The organism is Streptomyces sp. NPDC007945 (assembly GCF_042958885.1).
Lineage (GTDB): Bacteria > Actinomycetota > Actinomycetes > Streptomycetales > Streptomycetaceae > Streptomyces.
In genome coordinates this window covers 21,816-37,860 of record NZ_JBIBJV010000006.1, presented here as the reverse complement: position 1 = coordinate 37,860, position 16,045 = coordinate 21,816, and the positions used below count along the sequence as shown (strand labels likewise).

Annotated in this window: 13 protein-coding genes; 7 read left to right on the top strand and 6 right to left on the bottom strand. The window is 74.3% G+C overall.

Annotation, left to right across the window (positions count from 1 at the left end; translation table 11 throughout):
• Positions 1-143 precede the first annotated feature (143 nt).
• Together ACFZCF_RS19840 and ACFZCF_RS19835 are read left to right on the top strand one after the other, a co-directional pair.
• Entirely contained in the window at positions 144-1,601 is a 1,458-nt protein-coding gene (locus ACFZCF_RS19840; RefSeq protein ID WP_391287679.1) for a catalase, read from the top strand.
• Positions 1,602-2,128: 527 nt separating this feature from the next.
• Positions 2,129-2,794, top strand: coding sequence for an HNH endonuclease (locus tag ACFZCF_RS19835; protein WP_391287677.1), 666 nt, complete (start codon positions 2,129-2,131; stop codon positions 2,792-2,794).
• Here ACFZCF_RS19835 and ACFZCF_RS19830 read toward each other — a convergent pair.
• On the bottom strand, positions 2,730-3,962 hold the full coding sequence (locus ACFZCF_RS19830) for an MFS transporter (RefSeq protein ID WP_391287675.1): 1,233 nt from the start codon (positions 3,960-3,962) through the stop codon (positions 2,730-2,732). The two genes, ACFZCF_RS19835 and ACFZCF_RS19830, sit on opposite strands and share 65 nt — an antisense overlap.
• A gap of 133 nt (positions 3,963-4,095) precedes the next feature.
• Between ACFZCF_RS19830 and ACFZCF_RS19825 the strand changes: the two genes are divergently transcribed.
• Positions 4,096-5,088 carry an ArsR family transcriptional regulator gene (locus ACFZCF_RS19825; RefSeq protein ID WP_391287674.1) on the top strand — a complete coding sequence of 331 codons (993 nt, stop codon included), beginning with the start codon at positions 4,096-4,098 and terminating at the stop codon, positions 5,086-5,088.
• Here ACFZCF_RS19825 and ACFZCF_RS19820 read toward each other — a convergent pair.
• Together ACFZCF_RS19820 and gcl are read right to left on the bottom strand one after the other, a co-directional pair.
• Entirely contained in the window at positions 5,085-5,504 is a 420-nt protein-coding gene (locus tag ACFZCF_RS19820; protein WP_391287672.1) for a hypothetical protein, read from the bottom strand. The genes ACFZCF_RS19825 and ACFZCF_RS19820 overlap by 4 nt on opposite strands.
• Before the next feature lie 152 nt (positions 5,505-5,656).
• Positions 5,657-7,444 (bottom strand): glyoxylate carboligase, encoded by a 1,788-nt coding sequence (gene gcl / locus ACFZCF_RS19815; RefSeq protein WP_388445054.1) that lies wholly within the window; start codon positions 7,442-7,444, stop codon positions 5,657-5,659.
• A gap of 265 nt (positions 7,445-7,709) precedes the next feature.
• Here gcl and ACFZCF_RS19810 point away from each other — a divergent pair, with 265 nt between their 5' ends.
• From ACFZCF_RS19810 to ACFZCF_RS19800, 3 genes are all read left to right on the top strand, one after another.
• A complete protein-coding gene (locus tag ACFZCF_RS19810; protein ID WP_391287670.1) occupies positions 7,710-8,855 on the top strand; it encodes a hypothetical protein in 1,146 nt (381 codons plus the stop codon).
• Between the two features lie 92 nt (positions 8,856-8,947).
• On the top strand, positions 8,948-9,706 hold the full coding sequence (locus ACFZCF_RS19805) for a TIGR04222 domain-containing membrane protein (protein ID WP_391287668.1): 759 nt from the start codon (positions 8,948-8,950) through the stop codon (positions 9,704-9,706).
• A 19-nt stretch (positions 9,707-9,725) separates the two neighbouring features.
• Positions 9,726-10,295 carry a GNAT family N-acetyltransferase gene (locus tag ACFZCF_RS19800; RefSeq protein ID WP_391287666.1) on the top strand — a complete coding sequence of 190 codons (570 nt, stop codon included), beginning with the start codon at positions 9,726-9,728 and terminating at the stop codon, positions 10,293-10,295.
• On the opposite strand, the gene ACFZCF_RS19795 is transcribed toward ACFZCF_RS19800, so the two are convergent.
• Both ACFZCF_RS19795 and ACFZCF_RS19790 read right to left on the bottom strand, forming a co-directional pair.
• Entirely contained in the window at positions 10,274-11,878 is a 1,605-nt protein-coding gene (locus ACFZCF_RS19795; RefSeq protein WP_391287665.1) for an AMP-binding protein, read from the bottom strand. The genes ACFZCF_RS19800 and ACFZCF_RS19795 overlap by 22 nt on opposite strands.
• A gap of 106 nt (positions 11,879-11,984) precedes the next feature.
• Positions 11,985-13,526: an AMP-binding protein gene (locus ACFZCF_RS19790; RefSeq protein WP_391287663.1), complete on the bottom strand. Its 1,542-nt coding sequence runs from the start codon at positions 13,524-13,526 to the stop codon at positions 11,985-11,987.
• A 288-nt stretch (positions 13,527-13,814) separates the two neighbouring features.
• On the opposite strand from ACFZCF_RS19790, the gene ACFZCF_RS19785 reads away from it, so the two are divergent.
• Positions 13,815-14,654: a LuxR C-terminal-related transcriptional regulator gene (locus tag ACFZCF_RS19785; protein WP_388445037.1), complete on the top strand. Its 840-nt coding sequence runs from the start codon at positions 13,815-13,817 to the stop codon at positions 14,652-14,654.
• Positions 14,655-14,860: 206 nt separating this feature from the next.
• Here ACFZCF_RS19785 and ACFZCF_RS19780 read toward each other — a convergent pair whose 3' ends face one another.
• On the bottom strand, positions 14,861-15,964 hold the full coding sequence (locus ACFZCF_RS19780) for a DNA glycosylase AlkZ-like family protein (protein WP_391287660.1): 1,104 nt from the start codon (positions 15,962-15,964) through the stop codon (positions 14,861-14,863).
• Between the last annotated feature and the right edge of the window lie 81 nt (positions 15,965-16,045).

Sequence of the window (16,045 nt, the reverse complement as noted above, 5' to 3'; positions counted from 1 at the left end):
GACACCTGTCCTGTCGCGCCCAGGCGCCGCCGCCGACCGGAACACCACACTTCATTTTCAACAAACTGTTGACGCCCTGTTCTGAGCGAACTTACGCTCCACGGCAGTCAGCAGGTTCCTGTACGGAAAGGCCGCCCCGACAAATGACGCAGCGCGTGCTTACCACCGAGTCCGGCGCCCCCGTCGCCGACAACCAGAACTCCGCCACCGCCGGTGTCGGCGGCCCCCTCCTCCTCCAGGACCAGCACCTGCTGGAGAAGCTCGCGCGCTTCAACCGTGAGCGCATCCCGGAGCGCGTGGTGCACGCCCGCGGCTCCGGCGCCTACGGCTACTTCGAGGTGACCGACGACGTCACCGGCTTCACCAAGGCCGACTTCCTCTCCGAGGTGGGCAAGAAGACGGAGCTCTTCATCCGCTTCTCCACCGTGGCCGACTCGCTCGGCGGCGCGGACGCGGTCCGCGACCCGCGCGGCTTCGCGGTGAAGTTCTACACCGCCGAGGGCAACTACGACCTCGTCGGCAACAACACCCCGGTGTTCTTCATCAAGGACCCGATCAAGTTCCCCGACTTCATCCACTCCCAGAAGCGCGACCCCTTCACGGGCAAGCAGGAGCCGGACAACGTCTGGGACTTCTGGGCCCACTCCCCCGAGGCCACCCACCAGATCACCTGGCTCATGGGCGACCGCGGCATCCCGGCCTCGTACCGTCACATGAACGGCTACGGCTCGCACACCTACCAGTGGACCAACGAGGCGGGCGAGGCCTTCTTCGTCAAGTGCCACTTCAAGACGAACCAGGGCATCCGCTCGCTCTCCGCCGAGCAGGCCGCCGAGCTCGTCGGCAAGGACGCCAACTCGCACCAGACGGACCTGCTCCAGGCCATCGAGCGCGGCGTCAACCCGTCCTGGACCCTGTACGTGCAGGTCATGCCGGCCGCCGAGGCCGCGGACTACCGCTTCAACCCGTTCGACCTCACCAAGGTGTGGCCGCACGCCGACTACCCGCTCCAGCGCGTCGGCCGGATGGTCCTCGACCGCAACCCGGACAACGTCTTCGCCGAGGTCGAGCAGGCCGCGTTCTCCCCGAACAACTTCGTGCCGGGCATCGGCCCCTCGCCGGACAAGATGCTCCAGGGCCGCCTCTTCGCCTACGCGGACGCCCACCGCTACCGCCTCGGCGTCAACCACACCCAGCTCCCGGTGAACGCCCCCAAGGCGACGGTCGCCGAGAACTACGGCCGGGACGGCGCCATGGCGACCCGCAACGGCTCGCGCTACGACAAGAACTACGAGCCCAACTCCTACCGGGGCCCGGCCCAGACCGACGTGCCGCTCTCGGCGCCGCTGGCGATCCACGGCTGGACCGGCACCCACGCCGCCCCGCAGCACACCAAGGACGACGACTTCTTCCAGGCCGGCGAGCTGTACCGCCTGATGTCGGAGGAGGAGAAGTCCCGTCTGATCGCCAACATCGCCGGCGGCCTCTCCCAGGTGTCCCGCGAGGACGTCATCGAGAAGAACATCGCCCACTTCGCCGCCGCCGACCCCGAGTACGGCAAGCGCGTCGAGGAGGCCGTCCGCGCCCTGCGCGAGGACTAGTCGTCTCGAAATCCCAGACCGCGTACGACAGCTGACGGGAGGTCACTGTCGTACGCCGTCCGGAACACCGGCCCGGATGAGGGGTGGCCGGTGTTCATGGACAGCGTGAGGACCGCGGCGGCTGCGAGCCAGTGCGGTGGCCAGGACGCCCGGCCTCCCTTCCAGACCTGAAGGAAGGGACCGGCCGGAGCGTCCGCCGGAGCCGCCGCGGTCCCAACGCCCTCCCCCCACGGGGGGGGAGCCCCGCACTCCGCCCGGCGGCACGAACGTCCAGTCGCGCCGGCCTCGCACCGCCGGGCGGTCATCGACGAGAGCGCGGAACCAGGTTTACGGTCCCTGGTTCCGCGCTCTTCTCCATGCCCCCGTCCTCCCGTCCACCGTGCGCGAGCCCGGCGCACCGGCGCTGCTCCGTGCCGCCGCGCGCGAGCACAGCGCATCGTTTCTGCGGTGAAGATCCGCACCCGCCCGGGGGAGCGCACCGCGATTCGCCGTCCGCGCGCCCCGGACCCGGCGCTATCCACCCGTACGTGATCAAGAACTTGATGCGCGGGCTCGTCCCGCTCGCCCTCGTCCTGTCCCCGCTCGCCGCCCCCGCGCCCACCGCCTCCGCGGGCGTCCAGCTCTTCCCCGACGCGCTCGCCGAACTCACCGAGGCCACCGAGGACCCGGCCGGGTACGAGAAGTCGGCCTTCCCCCACTGGGACGAGGGCCTCGACGCGGCCGACGGCTGCGACACCCGCGCCGAGGTGCTCCTCGAGGAGGCCGTCGAGGCACCGGCGATCGGGGCCGGCTGCGCCCTCACCGGCGGCCGGTGGACCTCCTTCTACGACGGCCAGAGCGTCACCGACGCGTCCCTCCTGCGCGTCGACCACCTGGTGCCGCTGGAGGAGGCGTGGGCCTCGGGGGCGTCCGGCTGGACGGCGGCGAGGCGGGCGGCGTACGCCAACGACCAGGGCGCGGCGGCCACCCTGGTCGCCGTCACCGCCCGCAGCCTGAGGGCGAAGGCCGGGCAGGACCCGGCCGCGTGGGTCCCCGACGACCGAGCCGCGTACTGCCGCTACGTCGGCGAGTGGGTCGGCACCAAGCTGCGCTGGGAGCTCTCCGTCGACAAGGACGAGAAGGAGGCGCTCAAGCTGTTCGGCGACGGCCCGTGCGAGGAGACGGTCGTGCGGCGCTCGACAGCCCCGCGGTGAGCGCGGCGGTGACGGCGAGCGAGGCCGCCGCGAGGAGGGTCATCGCCGTCGCCGGAGAGGTCAGTTGCGCCAGACCGCCCGCCAGCGCCGCGGCGAGGCCCTGGCAGGCCAGCATCCCGGAACCGTGCAGGCCGAGCGCGTGGCCGCGGGACTCCTCCGGGACGAGCGCGAGCAGCCGCTCCTGGTACAGCAGGCTCGCGCCGTAACCGGCCGCGGAGACGGCGACGGCCGCGCACGCCAGGGCCGCCGGCAGCCCCGTACCGAGCGCGAAGAGCAGGTACGGGGCCGCCAGCAGGGCCTGGAGGGGCGCGGCGAGCCGTCCGCGCAGCCGCGGCGGGACGAACCGCCCGACGACCGTGTCCCCGGCGAGCATGCCGGCGGCGGCACAGGCGAAGAGCAGCGCGGCGCGGCCGGGGGCGTACGGGACGAAGAGCGCCTCGCAGCCGACGATCAGGCCGTTGGGCACCCAGAGGGCGAGGTAGAGCAGGCGGCGGTGGCGGTCGGCGAGCAGCCGGCCGTTGGTCCGCCAGGTCTCGGCGGCCGAGGCTCGGCCGGAGGCGCGCGGCGGGCGGGGGGTGAGGCCGAAGCGGTACAGGAGCGCGGCGAGGAGGTAGAGGGCGGCGGCGGCGAGGAGGGTGCCGCGCGGCGAGAGCACCGCGAGCAGGACGCCGCCGGTGGCGAAGCCGGCGATCTGCCAGACGCCGACGGCCATGTTCATCACGGCCCGCCCGAGCAGGAAGCGCTCGGGCGGCAGGATCTCCCCGAGCAGTCCGAGCCGCACTCCGCCGCCGAGGGAGCCGACGGCGCCGAGCACGGCGAGCAGCCCGAAGGCGGCGGCGAGCGGCACCCCCGGCACGGCCTGCGCGGCCGTGCCCGCCGCGAACACGACGGCGACGACGGCGAGCGCGGTGCGCGGCGGCAGCCGGTCGGCCGCGGAGAGCAGCGTGGTGGCCCCGATCAGCTGGGCGAGCGAGGGCCCGAACATGGCGAGCGCGCTGAGCAGGGGGGAACCGGTCGCGTCGAAGACGAGTCGGGCGAGCCCGAGCCCGGCGACCGTCTGGGCGGCGGTCTGCGCGGAGCCGGCGAGGAAGAGGGGCGTGAACTCGGGGGTGCGGAACAGGTCGCGGTAGCCCGGCTGGGCGGGCGCCTCGGAGGCGGAGAGGGGCATGCCGGGGATTCTGTGAGGCCGGGAGGGGCGCCGGTACTGTTTCGCGGGACCGCGAAACAGTGGGCGCGCGCCGGGGCGGGCGGGGACGCTCGACCGGACGGGAAGCTCGACCGGACGGGGAAGGGGGCCGGGCATGGGGTGGTGGCGGATCGGGGCGGACACGCTGGCGGGCGGCCGGTTCGTGGTGTCGCCGCTCGCCGAGACCGTCGCCGCGCTGAAGGCGCTGCACACCGGGCGGGCCGGGCACCCGGGCGAGCGGCGCTGGCTGGCGGAGCACCTCCCGGCCTATCGGGCGCGGCTCGCCGCCGAGCCGTTGGACGGACTGCTGGTCCGGGCGGCGATCAGCCCCACCTGGAACGCGGACTTCCTCACGCCCACCCCGCTGGGCGAGGGCGAGCGGTGCTTCGAGGAGGAGGTAGCGGTGGTCCGGGCGACCGGGCAGTCGGCCGCCCTGGCCGACCTGGCGGTCTCGGTCGGCGGCCCGGTGCCGGAGCCGCTGGCCTCGGCGGGCGATCTGCCGGGGCGCCTCGCGGAGTTGCTGGACTGGGTGTGGCGGGAGACGGTGCTGCCGGAGTGGCCTCGGCGGCGCAGGGTGCTGGAGGCCGATGTGGCGGCCAGGACCGCGCGGCTGGCGCGGGACGGCTGGGCGGCGGCGCTCGACGAGCTGTGCCCGGGGAAGTTGCGGTGGCTGGGGAACGGCAGGCTCCAGGTCAACGCCCGTGACTATCCGCCGCGTTCGGTCGAGGGCGGCCGGCTGCTGCTGGTGCCGGTGACGCCGGCGACGGGCTGGGTGTCCTGGGACACGGAGCGGCCGGGCGAGGAGCGGTACGCGATCGTCTACGCCTGCGCGGGGGTGCTCGCCGACGGGACGGGACCGGCGGTGCCGTCGGCGCTGGGCGCGCTGCTCGGCCCGGCCCGGGCCGGCGTCCTGCTGCGCCTCGAAGCCCCGCTCTCCACCAGCCAGTTGGTGGCTCTGACGGGCCAGGGACTCGGCTCGGTGGGGCGCCATCTGAAGGTGCTGCACGAGGCGGGGCTGGTGCGGCGGAGGAGGGCGGGCCGGTCGGTGCTGTACGACTGGACGGAGGCCGGCGCGGTGCTCGTCCGGGCGCAGCGGTCGGCTCCTTAGAAACCGGCCCAGGCGCGGAGGCGTTCGCCGAGGACGACGGCGTGGGCGAGGCCGGCGAGGGCGGCGGGGTCGGCGTCCACGCCCCGGCGGGCGAGGATGCCGGCGAGGGCGGCCCAGTGGCCGGCGGCGGCCTGCTCCTGGGTCTCGTCCCCGTGGGGCTCGTCGGGGCCGACGACCGTGCGGGCGGTCTCCTCGACGGAGGCGCGGGTCAGGAGGGCGCGGACGTCGCCGTCGCCCAGGGCGCTCTCGCTCCAGCCGCGGTCGTCGAGGAGGACCAGGCCGCGTCCGTCGGAGAGTTCGGCCTCCAGGCGGGCGGAGACCGACAGCTGCCGGTCGGTGGTGTGGGCCTCGTCGAGTTCGACGTGGGTGACGAGGCGGACGGGGGTGACGGGTCGGGTGGGGGTGCCGGGGCTCATGGGTCCACCGTAGACGCCGCGTGCCCGGCCGGAGGGAGCCGGCCGGGCACGGTGCGACGGGGACGGGAGCGTCCCGGGTGGGCCCGCCCGCCTCCCCGCGTGGACGACGGGGGCGGGCGGGAGCCGGGGCCGGGCCCGGAGGGGCCCGGCGGTCAGACCGCGAGCGGCTTGATCGCCGTGGGGGCGTGGCCGGGCTCGGTGGCGAGCTCCTCGAACTCGGTGACGTCGCTCATGTCGACGGTCTTGCTCATCGCGATGTTGGTGATGCGCTCCAGGATCGCCTCGACGACGACCGGGACCTGGAACTCGACGGCCATCTTCTTGGCCTGCTCCAGGGCCTCGCCCAGCTTGGCCGGGTCCTCGACGCGGATCGCCTTGACGCCGAGGCCCTCGGCGACCTTGACGTGGTCGACGCCGTAGACGCCGATCTCGGGGGTGTTGATGTTCTCGAACTCGAGGTTGACCTCGAAGTTGATGCCGAGGCCGCCCTGCGCCTGGCGGATGAGGCCGAGGTAGGCGTTGTTCACGAGGACGTGGACGTAGGGGACCTTGTGCTGGGCGGCGACCGCCAGCTCCTCGATCATGAACTGGAAGTCGTAGTCGCCGGAGAGCGCGACCACCGGGGTCTCCGGGTCGGCGGTGGCGGCGCCGATGGCGGCGGGGATGGTCCAGCCGAGCGGGCCGGCCTGGCCGCAGTTGATCCAGTGGCGCGGCTTGTAGACGTGGAGGAACTGCGCGGCGGCGATCTGGGAGAGGCCGATGGTGGTGACGTACCGGGTCTCCGGGCCGAAGGCCTTGTTCATCTCCTCGTAGACGCGCTGCGGCTTGATCGGGACGTTGTCGAAGTGCGTCCGGCGCTGGAGGGTGGCCTTGCGGTCCTGCGCGGAGGCGGCCCAGGCGGTGAAGTCGGGGAGCCTGCCCTCGGCCTTCCACTCCTTGGCGATGGCGACGAAGAGCTCCAGGGCGGCCTTGGCGTCGGAGGCGACGCCGTAGTCCGGGGCGAAGATCTTGCCGAGCTGGGTGGGCTCGATGTCGACGTGGACGAACTTCCGGCCCTGGGTGTACGCGTCGAGGTTGTAGCCGGTGTGGCGGTTGGCCCAGCGGTTGCCGATGCCGATGACGACGTCGGACTCCAGGAAGGTCGCGTTGCCGTAGCGGTGCGCGGTCTGGACGCCGACCATGCCGGCGGCGAGCTCGTGGTCGTCCGGGATGGTGCCCCAGCCCATGAGGGTGGAGATGACCGGGATGCTCGTCAGCTCGGCGAACTCGACGAGGAGGTCGGAGGCGTCGGCGTTGATGATGCCGCCGCCGGCGACGATCAGCGGGCGCTCGGCCTCCAGGAGGAAGGAGAGCGCCTTCTCGGCCTGGGCGCGGGTGGCCGTCGGCTTGTAGACGGGCAGCGGCTCGTAGGTCTCGGGGTCGAACTCGATCTCGGTGAGCTGGACGTCGATCGGCAGGTCGATGAGGACCGGGCCGGGACGGCCGGAGCGCATCAGGTGGAAGGCCTGCTGGAAGACGCCGGGGACCTGCGCGGCCTCCAGGACGGTGGTGGCCTTCTTGGTGACGGGCGCGGCGATCGAGGCGATGTCGACGGCCTGGAAGTCCTCCTTGTGGAGCTTCGAGACCGGGGCCTGGCCGGTGATGCACAGGATCGGGATGGAGTCGGCGATCGCCGAGTACAGGCCGGTGATCATGTCGGTGCCCGCGGGGCCGGAGGTGCCGATGCAGACACCGATGTTGCCGGCCTTGGCGCGGGTGTAGCCCTCCGCCATGTGGGAGGCGCCCTCGACGTGGCGGGCCAGGGTGTGACCGATGCCGCCGACGTTCTTGAGCTCGCGGTAGAAGGGGTTGATCGCCGCGCCGGGCACGCCGAAGGCGTTGGTGACGCCTTCGCGCTTGAGGATCTCAACGGCCGCTGCGGCGGCGGTCATACGAGGCATGGGAGTGCTCCTGCTCGGCCGGTCGGTCGCAGGTTCCGGGCGGGCCGCCCGTCCCTGTTTCCGTAATGCGGAAGAACTGTTCTGCTATACGGAAGCAATGTAGGTGGGGCTCGGGAAGCCGTCAAGGGAGCGCCCACCAGCCGGGCACCGGAACGGGCCCGGACCTGGCCCCCGCGGGCTCCGAAAGGCCGCCGGGATGGCCGAAGTCGCACCCCCGCGCGACCGGATGGGTGGACCATGGACGCACGGGAAGAGGGGGTTCGGTGTGGGTGAGTCGGTGTCGGTGCGCTGCCCTGAGTGCCGGCGGAGCCATGCGTACGCGCCGCCCGCCTTCCCCTGCGCCTGCGGGACCCCCGTCGCGCCGCGCGTCGACCCGGACGCGACCGCCGAACCGGTCCGGCACCGGACCTGGCAGGACCAGTGGGTGACCGTCCGCTGCGGAGCCTGCGGCCGCGAGGGCGAGTGGCCCCGCCCCGAGCTGGGCTGTGCCTGCGGGACGGTCCTGAGGATCCCCGTGGCACCCGCGCCCGGCCGGACGGGACCGGGCACCACGGTCCCGCCACCGCCGCGGCCCGACCCCGCGGAGGGGTACCGCCCCGAGGAGGGACACGGCTCGGGGCGGAGGCACGGCTCCGGGGAGGGGTACGACTCCGAGAGGCGCGGCCCCGGGGAGGGGTACGGCTCCGGGCGGAAGCACGGCCCCGAGGAGGGGTACGGCTCCGAGGCGCGCGGTCCCGTCCCGCACGCACCGGACGACTCCGCCGGTCCCGCGCCCGCCCCGTACCCGCCCGGCGGCTTCCCCGGCCCCGCCTCCGACGGCTTCCCCGGCGCCGCTCCCGACGGCCCGGGGCCCGGCCCCGACCGCCCCGACCGCCCCGGTCCGTTCGCCGACCCGGACGACGGGGCCGGTGAGGGGTGGTGGTCGGGGCCCGTCTCGGACTGGTTCGGGGCCTCGCCCCGGTCGTTCGCCGAGCGGTACCCGGCGCACATCCCGCCCCCGCCGACCGTGCCGAGGCCGTCCCCCGGACGGGGCGTCTACCGGCCGGTGACGATCCGGACGGCCCGGGACGCGGTCGCCGCGGCGGCGACGTATCTGCACTGGCTCGGCTTCCGGGAGATCGTGCAGCCGGAGGACCGGCACACCCCCGGCGTGGACCTGCGCGGCGACGGGCTGGTCGCCCAGGTCGACCCCAGCACCCGGCCGGCCGGGCTGCGGGCCGTGGAGTGCCTGTGGCTGAACGGCCTCGGCGCCTCCTCCGTGAGCGTCTTCTTCTCACTCGCCGGATACACCCCCGAGGCCCGCTCCCGTGCCGCCGAGATAGGGCTCCCGCTCTACGTCCTCGACCTCACCGGCACCCCGCAGCCCGTCAACGACGCCGCCGACGAACTGACGTCCGGCGGTGCCGGCTGAGCCCTCGGGGGCCGATCGGGGATATGGATCCGGCCATCCACGCGTGACGATCACGCTCCCCCGGGCAGAACCCTCCTGGGGGGGTGGACGGCATGGGGACGGGGACGGGGTGGTTCCTGGCGGCGGCCTGCGCCGCGTGGGCCGAGGTGCTGGTCGCGGCGGTGCTGCTGCGGGTCCGGGCCGGGAGCGGCGGCGACGACGCCCCGCCCGGCCCCGAGGCACTGGCGCTGCTGCGCGGCGGACGGCAGGCCGCGGTGACGGTGGCGCTCGTCGCGCTGCACCAGCGCGGCGCGGTCGCGGCGGGACGTAAACACACGGTTCGGGCCAATGGCGGGCCGGGGCGCACCCGAGAACCGGTGCAGCTCGGCGTGCACCGCTCGCTGCGCAACGCCCTCACGCCGCGGGCGCTCGCGGCGCGCCCGGAGGCGCGACGGGCGGTCGACGGGCTGCAGGCCGATCTGGGGCGGGCGGGGCTGCTGCGCCCGCCGGGGCGGCGGCGCGCGGCCCGGCTGCTGCTCGCGGCGGCGCCGGCCACGCTCGCGGCCGGGCTGCTCGCGGGCGCCGGGGCGCAGAAGGGTCCGGGTCCCGTGCTCGTCCTCGTCACCGGGGCGCCCGCGCTCCTGGCGGTGGTCGCGCTGCTGCGGCTGCCGCCGGTCACCGGGGCCGCCCGGCGGCTCCTCTCCGACCTGCGGGAACAACATCCGCTGCCCGCGCACCGGCGGGAGGTGACGGACGGCCGGCTCGTCCAGCTGTACGTGGCGCTGTACGGCGATCCGGCGCTGGCGCTGTTCCTGCCGCGTTTCGCCCGCGACGGGGGCCTGCTCGCCCCTCGGCCCCCCGAGGGGCGGTGAGGCCGGGCGATACTGGCGTATGCGCACCCGAGCGGTCGCACCGGCCGAACTCACGCTGCTCCGGTCCATCGAGCGCGCGGCGGGCGAGTCGTTCCGCGCCCTCGGCATGGCGGCGATCGCCGACGACGAGCCGCTCCCCCTCGACGTCCTGGAGGGGTATCGCGCGGCGGGCCGGGCCTGGGTGGCGGTCGACGGGACCGACCGTCCCGTCGCGTATCTGATCGCGGACGCGGTCGACGGCGCCGCCCACATCGAGCAGGTCTCCGTCCACCCGGAGGCGGCCGGCCGGGGCGTCGGCCGGGCCCTGATCGAGCACCTGGCCGAGGTCGCCCGGAAGGAGGGCCTGACGACCCTCACCCTGACGACCTTCGCCGAAGTGCCCTGGAACGCCCCGTACTACGCCCGTCTCGGCTTCCGGCCGCTCGCCGACGCCGACCCCGCCCTCACCGAGGGCCTGCGGGAGATCAGCCGCGCCGAGGCCGCCCACGGCCTCGCCGCGTGGCCGCGCGTCTGCATGCGCCGCGAGCTGGGGCAGGAGTCGTGGGAGCGGTCGGGGCCGACCGGCGCTCACCCGCCCTGGGGGCCGTAGCGCTCGCGGAGTTCCACCTTGCGGACCTTGCCGCTGACCGTCATGGGGAACTCGGTGAGGATCTCGACGCGGCGCGGGACCTTGTAGTGGGCGAGGCGGTCGCGGCAGAAGGCGGCGAGTTCGTCGGGGGTGGGCGGGTCGGCCGGGTCGCGCGGGATCACACAGGCGAGGATCTCCTCGCCGTAGCACTCGTCGGGCACGCCGACGACCTGCACGTCGGCGATCTTGGGGTGCGCGTAGAGGAACTCCTCGATCTCACGCGGGTAGATGTTCTCGCCGCCGCGGATGATCATGTCCTTGATGCGGCCGACGATCTGCACGTAGCCGTCCTCGCGCATCGTCGCGAGGTCTCCGGTGTGCATCCAGCGGCCCGCGTCGACGACCTCGGCGGTCTTCTCCGGCTCGTCCCAGTAGCCGAGCATCACGCTGTAGCCGCGGGTGCACAGTTCGCCCGCGGTGCCGCGCGGGACGGTGAGGCCGGTGGCCGGGTCGACGACCTTCACCTCGACGTGCGGCAGGACCCGGCCGACGGTGCCGGTGCGCCGTTCCAGGTCGTCGTCGCGGCGGGTCTGGGTGGAGACCGGCGAGGTCTCCGTCATGCCGTAACAGATCGACACCTCCGCCATGTTCATCTCGGTGACCACCCGCTTCATCACCTCCACCGGGCACGGCGAGCCCGCCATGATGCCGGTGCGCAGCGAGGAGAGGTCGTAGGCGGCGAAGTCGGGGAGGTTCAACTCGGCGATGAACATGGTCGGTACGCCGTAGAGGGAGGTGCAGCGCTCGTCCTGGACGGCGCGGAGGGTCGCCGCGGGGTCGAAGGACGGGGCCGGGATCACGATGCAGGCGCCGTGCGAGGTGGCCGCGAGGTTGCCCATCACCATGCCGAAGCAGTGGTAGAAGGGCACCGGCACGCAGATCCGGTCCTCCTCGGTGTAGGCGATCATCTCGCCCACGAAGTAGCCGTTGTTGAGGATGTTGTGGTGGGAGAGCGTGGCACCCTTCGGGAAGCCGGTGGTGCCCGAGGTGTACTGGATGTTGACCGGCTCGTCGGCGGAGAGCGGCTCGGGCACGAGGCCTCCGGAGGGGCGGGCCACGAAGGCGTCCCAGGTCGGGTCGCCGAAGTACACCGCCTCCCGCAGCTCCGGGCACGCGCCGCGCACCTCCTCGACCATCGCCCGGTAGTCGCTGGTCTTGTGGGCGAGCGAGGCGAAGAGCAGCGAGATGCCCGACTGGCGCAGCACGAAGGCGAGTTCATGGGCGCGGTAGGCCGGGTTGATGGTGACCATGACGGCGCCGACGCGGGCGGTGGCGTACTGGACGAGGACCCACTCGGCGCGGTTCACGGCCCAGATCCCGACCCGGTCGCCCTTGCGGACACCGCTGCCGAGCAGGGCGCCGGCGATCCGGTCGACGTCGGCTCCGAACTCGGCGTAGGTCCAACGCCGTCCGTCGCCGAGGTCGACCAGGGCCTCCCGGTCGGGCCAGGCGGCGACGGCCCGGTCGAGGTCGGCTCCGATGGTGTCGCCGAGCAGCGGGGTGTCCGCCACCCCGTGCGCGTACGAGAGCTCCGTGGCGGTCATGCCGGGTCCCTTCGGTGGTGTACGTCGGTGTCGGCGCGGGCCCCTTCGGCGGCCGTACGGGTCCCGGGGCCGCGCGCGCCTCGCGGACCCGGGACGGCGGAACGCGTCAGTTCACACCGCGGTCGAGGCCCTCCCAGTACGGCTCGCGGAGCTTGAACTTCTGGATCTTGCCGGTGGCGGTGCGCGGGATGTCCGGACGGAACTCCACGCTCGTCGGCGCCTTGTAGCCGGCCATCCGCTCCTTGCAGTGCGCGATGATCTCCGCCTCCGAGACCGTCTCCTCGGGCGCCGTGACGACGAGCGCCTTGATCGTCTCGCCCCACTTCTCGTCCGGCACGCCGATCACGGCCACCTCGGCGACCGCCGGGTGACGGAAGATCACGTCCTCGACCTCGATCGACGAGACGTTCTCGCCGCCGGTGATGATGACGTCCTTCTTCCGGTCCGAGATCGTCAGGTGGCCGTCCTTCTCGTCGAAGGTGCCGCCGTCGCCGGTGTGGAACCAGCCGTCCTCCAGGGCGGCGGCGCTCTCCTCGGGCTTCTCCCAGTACCCGTCGAGGACCGTGTTGGAGCGGGCCAGCACCTCGCCCGTGCCGGAGAGCTCCATCTTCACGCCGAGCGCGGGCAGCCCGGCCCGGGACAGCTTCCGGGCCCGCTCCTCCGCCGGCAGGTGCGCGTCCTCCGGGCGGAGGCGGTTGAAGGTGAGCAGCGGCGAGGTCTCCGTCAGGCCGTAGATCTGGGTGAACTCCCAGCCCAGCTCCTCCTCGACCCGCTGGATCAGCCGGCTCGGGGGCGGCGCGCCCGCACACACGATCCGCACCCGGTCCCGGCCGGGCACCGGACCGTCCCAGTCGGCCGCCGCGTCCACGACCGCCTTCCACACGGCGGGCGCCCCGCACATCAGGGTGACGCCGTGCTCGTCGACCCGGCGCAGGATCTCCGCGCCGTCGACCTTCCGCAGCACCACCTGCTTCACCCCGAGCCCGGCCATCACGTACGGCATGCCCCAGCCGTTGCAGTGGAACATCGGCAGCGTGTGCAGGTAGACGTCCCGCTCCCACACGCGCGTGTGCAGGCCGAAGGTCAGTCCGTTGACCCAGATGTTGCGGTGTGTCAGCTGCACGCCCTTGGGGCGGGCCGTCGTGCCGGAGGTGTAGTTGATCGTCGCCGTCGCGTCCTCGTCCGGCGCCGACCACGGGCGCGGCTCGACCCCGAACCGCATGAGCCCGGTGTCCGTCGCCTCCCCGAGCACGAAACGGTGCCGCGTCCTGACCCCCGACAGGGCGGCGTCGAGCTCCGGGTCGACGAGCAGCACCGACGCGCCGCTCTGCGCCACCACGTACGCGACCTCCTCCGGCTTCAGCCGGAAGTTGACCGGCACGCAGATCCGGCCGCTCATCGGCAGCGCGAACAACAGCTCCAGGAGGCGGGCGGAGTTGTGGCTCGCCACCGCCACCCGCTCGCCCTCCCGCACGCCCAGGGCGTCGAACCCGGCCTGCCACGCCCGCACCCGCTCGGCGAAGGTCCCGTAGGTCGTCGTGGGCACGGCCCCCGCGGGCTGGTCCGGCTCGTCCACCACCGCCACGCCCTCGCGGAAGCCGAGCTCGGCCCGCTCCAGGAAGTCGGTGATCGTCATCGGTACACGCATCGGTGTCGCCTCTTCGCAGATAGGGGCCGCTCCCCCGGCGTCGCCGGTGGTGCCGACCGTTGGACCCGAACGCCTCACGCGCCATCCAAACAGAGGAACCGGTCTCCGTCAGGACGGCGCCGGGCCGGCCCGCGCGGGCCCGGTGGCGGCCTCCGGGACCGGGAGGTCCCGGGCGGCACCGGTGGCCGTCATGTGTCCTCCTCGTTGCGGGACGGGGTCCGCCCATCGTGTAATCGGTGCCCCGGGTCCCACTACCCCCGTTCGGGGGTGAAGGAGGGGTGTTCTTCCGTGTCCGAGCGGATCGAGGAGGCGGAGCTGCGCGCCGCGCTGGTACGGCTGCGGCGCGGCAGCGGGCTGCCCGTGGTCTTCGGCGGCCTCGTGCCGGACGGCGCCCGGCCGCTGCGGATCGCCGAACTCCACGGGGCGCTCACCCCGGCGCTCCGGGGCCTGGTGATCTCCCCCGGCAACGGCCTGGGCGGGAAGTGCCTGGCGCTGGCCCGCCCGTGCGCGGTCACCGACTACCCGGTGGCCCGGCACATCACCCACGAGTACGACCTGCCGGTGTCGGCGGAGGGCCTCCGCTCGGTGATCGCGGTGCCGGTGGTCGTCCGGCGGCGGGTGCGCGGAGTGCTGTACGGGGCGCTGCGGGACGCCCTGCCGCTCGGCGACCGGGTCTTCGACGCGGCGATGGCGGCGGCCCGGGACGTGGAGCAGGCGCTGGTGGTCCGCGACGAGCTCGGCCGCCTCGCCCGGGAGCCGGAGCCGCCGCGCCCCACCGCCGGACCCGGCCCGGCGTGGGAGGAGGTCCGGCACGCCTACGGCGAGCTCCGGGCCCTCGCCCCGCGGCTCGCGGACGAGGACCTGCGGGCCCGGCTGCTCGCCGTCTGCGGCCGCCTGGAGTCCGCGGCCGGCACCCGGGCGCCGCTGCCCGCCGTGGCGTTGACCCCGCGCGAGACGGACGTCCTGGCGGCGGTGGCCTCCGGCGCGACGAACGCGACGGCGGCCCGCCGCCTCGGGCTGCGCCCCGAGACGGTCAAGGGCTACCTGCGCTCGGCGATGCGCAAACTGGGCGCGCACACCCGCCTGGAGGCGGTGGTGGCGGCCCGCCGCGCGGGGGCGCTGCCGTAGGCGGGGAGGGACGGGGAGCGGCGTGGGCGGCCGGCAGGCCGGGGCGCGGGGGGGGCGGCGCGGCAGGGACGGCTGGGGATCCCGGGCGGCCCGGGCGCGGCAGGGACGGCTGGGGAGGCCGGGCGGCTCGGCGCGCCGAGGGACGGGCCCGAGCGACCGTGACGCCGCTCGCCCCTCCTCGTGGGCGAAGCGGCCCGGTGTGCCGCTCACCCCGCCCGGAAGGCGACGTCGTACGCGTCGCCCTCGGGGGCGGTGAGGCGGAGGATCCGCTCGGCCTCGTCCGTGAGGGCGACCCGGTCGGCGCGCGCGATCCGCCCGAAGGGCTCGACGGTCAGGGTCGTACGGCCCTTGGACTCCTCCAGGAACCAGAGCCCCCCGAGGACCCCGTCGAGGAGGAAGACGCGGTGGGCCTGATTGCCGGTCCAGGTGCGCCCCTTCAGATCGGCGGCGACGATCCGGGTCCGGTCGGCGTGCGAGAGGAGCAGGTTGTCGAACTCGGGCAGGAGCCGCGGCGGGGCCGGCGTGTCCTCGTCGGGCCGGGGCGCGTCGGGCAGGTCGAAGAGCTCGGTGCCGTGCTCGGTGCGCAGGGCGAGGAGCCGGGGCCGCAGCCTCTCGAAGGCCGGGCGCAGCCGGGTGAGCCCGCACCAGGTCTGCATGTCCTTGACGGAGGCGGGCCCGAACGCGCCGAGGTAGCGCAGTACGGTCTCGTCGATCGCGGCCGCCTCCTCGTCGCCCGCGCCGAACCACTCCCGGGTGGTGGTCAGCGCGACCTGCCCGCTGCGCCGCCACAGCCCGCGCGGGGTGACCTGCACCATCGGCAGCAGGCAGCGCGCCGCGATCGTGAGTGCCAGGGGATCGGCGTCCGGCCACTCGCGCAGCAGCCGCTCCCGCAGCTCCTTCGGCGTCCGGGCCCGCTCCTCGACGTACGCGGCCGCCAGGGCGGTGAGCCGGTCGAGGTCGACGCCGGCGAGCCCCTTCCGGAACGCCTTCAGCTCCCGCTCGACGGCCCCCGCCTGGACGAGTCGCCGCAGGCCGACGGCGTCCCGGGCGGTGTGGGTGTGGACGGTCGAGCGCAGGGACACGATCCGCGCGACCGCCCGGGACTCCATCAGGCCGGAGAGCTCCTCGGGCCGGAAACCGGCGAGCCGGGCGGCGAGGGCGTAGTACGGGGGCTTGGTGTTCTGCGCCTGGAGCCCCACCAGGTGCCGTACGGCCTCCTCGGCCCCGAGCTCGGAGGGTCGGAGCAGCAGCTGACGGGCGAGGGTCGCACGGCCCAGGGCGCGGGGCGAGAGCACGGGGAGGGAGTCCATGCGGGGACGCTACCGTCCATCGAGGACAGAACCTGTCCTCCATCGCCGATGGAAGGGGCGTCGCACGGAACCTCCCGGGCA

Excerpts from the sequence above, each read along its gene's own strand:
- ACFZCF_RS19795 (WP_391287665.1), bottom strand. The coding sequence starts at position 11,878 with ATGACCGCCACGGAGCTCTCGTACGCGCACGGGGTGGCGGACACCCCG.
- ACFZCF_RS19800 (WP_391287666.1), top strand. The coding sequence starts at position 9,726 with ATGCGCACCCGAGCGGTCGCACCGGCCGAACTCACGCTGCTCCGGTCC.
- ACFZCF_RS19790 (WP_391287663.1), bottom strand. The coding sequence starts at position 13,526 with ATGCGTGTACCGATGACGATCACCGACTTCCTGGAGCGGGCCGAGCTC.
- ACFZCF_RS19840 (WP_391287679.1), top strand. The coding sequence starts at position 144 with ATGACGCAGCGCGTGCTTACCACCGAGTCCGGCGCCCCCGTCGCCGAC.
- ACFZCF_RS19830 (WP_391287675.1), bottom strand. The coding sequence starts at position 3,962 with ATGCCCCTCTCCGCCTCCGAGGCGCCCGCCCAGCCGGGCTACCGCGAC.
- ACFZCF_RS19820 (WP_391287672.1), bottom strand. The coding sequence starts at position 5,504 with ATGAGCCCCGGCACCCCCACCCGACCCGTCACCCCCGTCCGCCTCGTC.
- ACFZCF_RS19780 (WP_391287660.1), bottom strand. The coding sequence starts at position 15,964 with ATGGACTCCCTCCCCGTGCTCTCGCCCCGCGCCCTGGGCCGTGCGACC.
- ACFZCF_RS19825 (WP_391287674.1), top strand. The coding sequence starts at position 4,096 with ATGGGGTGGTGGCGGATCGGGGCGGACACGCTGGCGGGCGGCCGGTTC.
- ACFZCF_RS19805 (WP_391287668.1), top strand. The coding sequence starts at position 8,948 with ATGGGGACGGGGACGGGGTGGTTCCTGGCGGCGGCCTGCGCCGCGTGG.
- gcl (WP_388445054.1), bottom strand. The coding sequence starts at position 7,444 with ATGCCTCGTATGACCGCCGCCGCAGCGGCCGTTGAGATCCTCAAGCGC.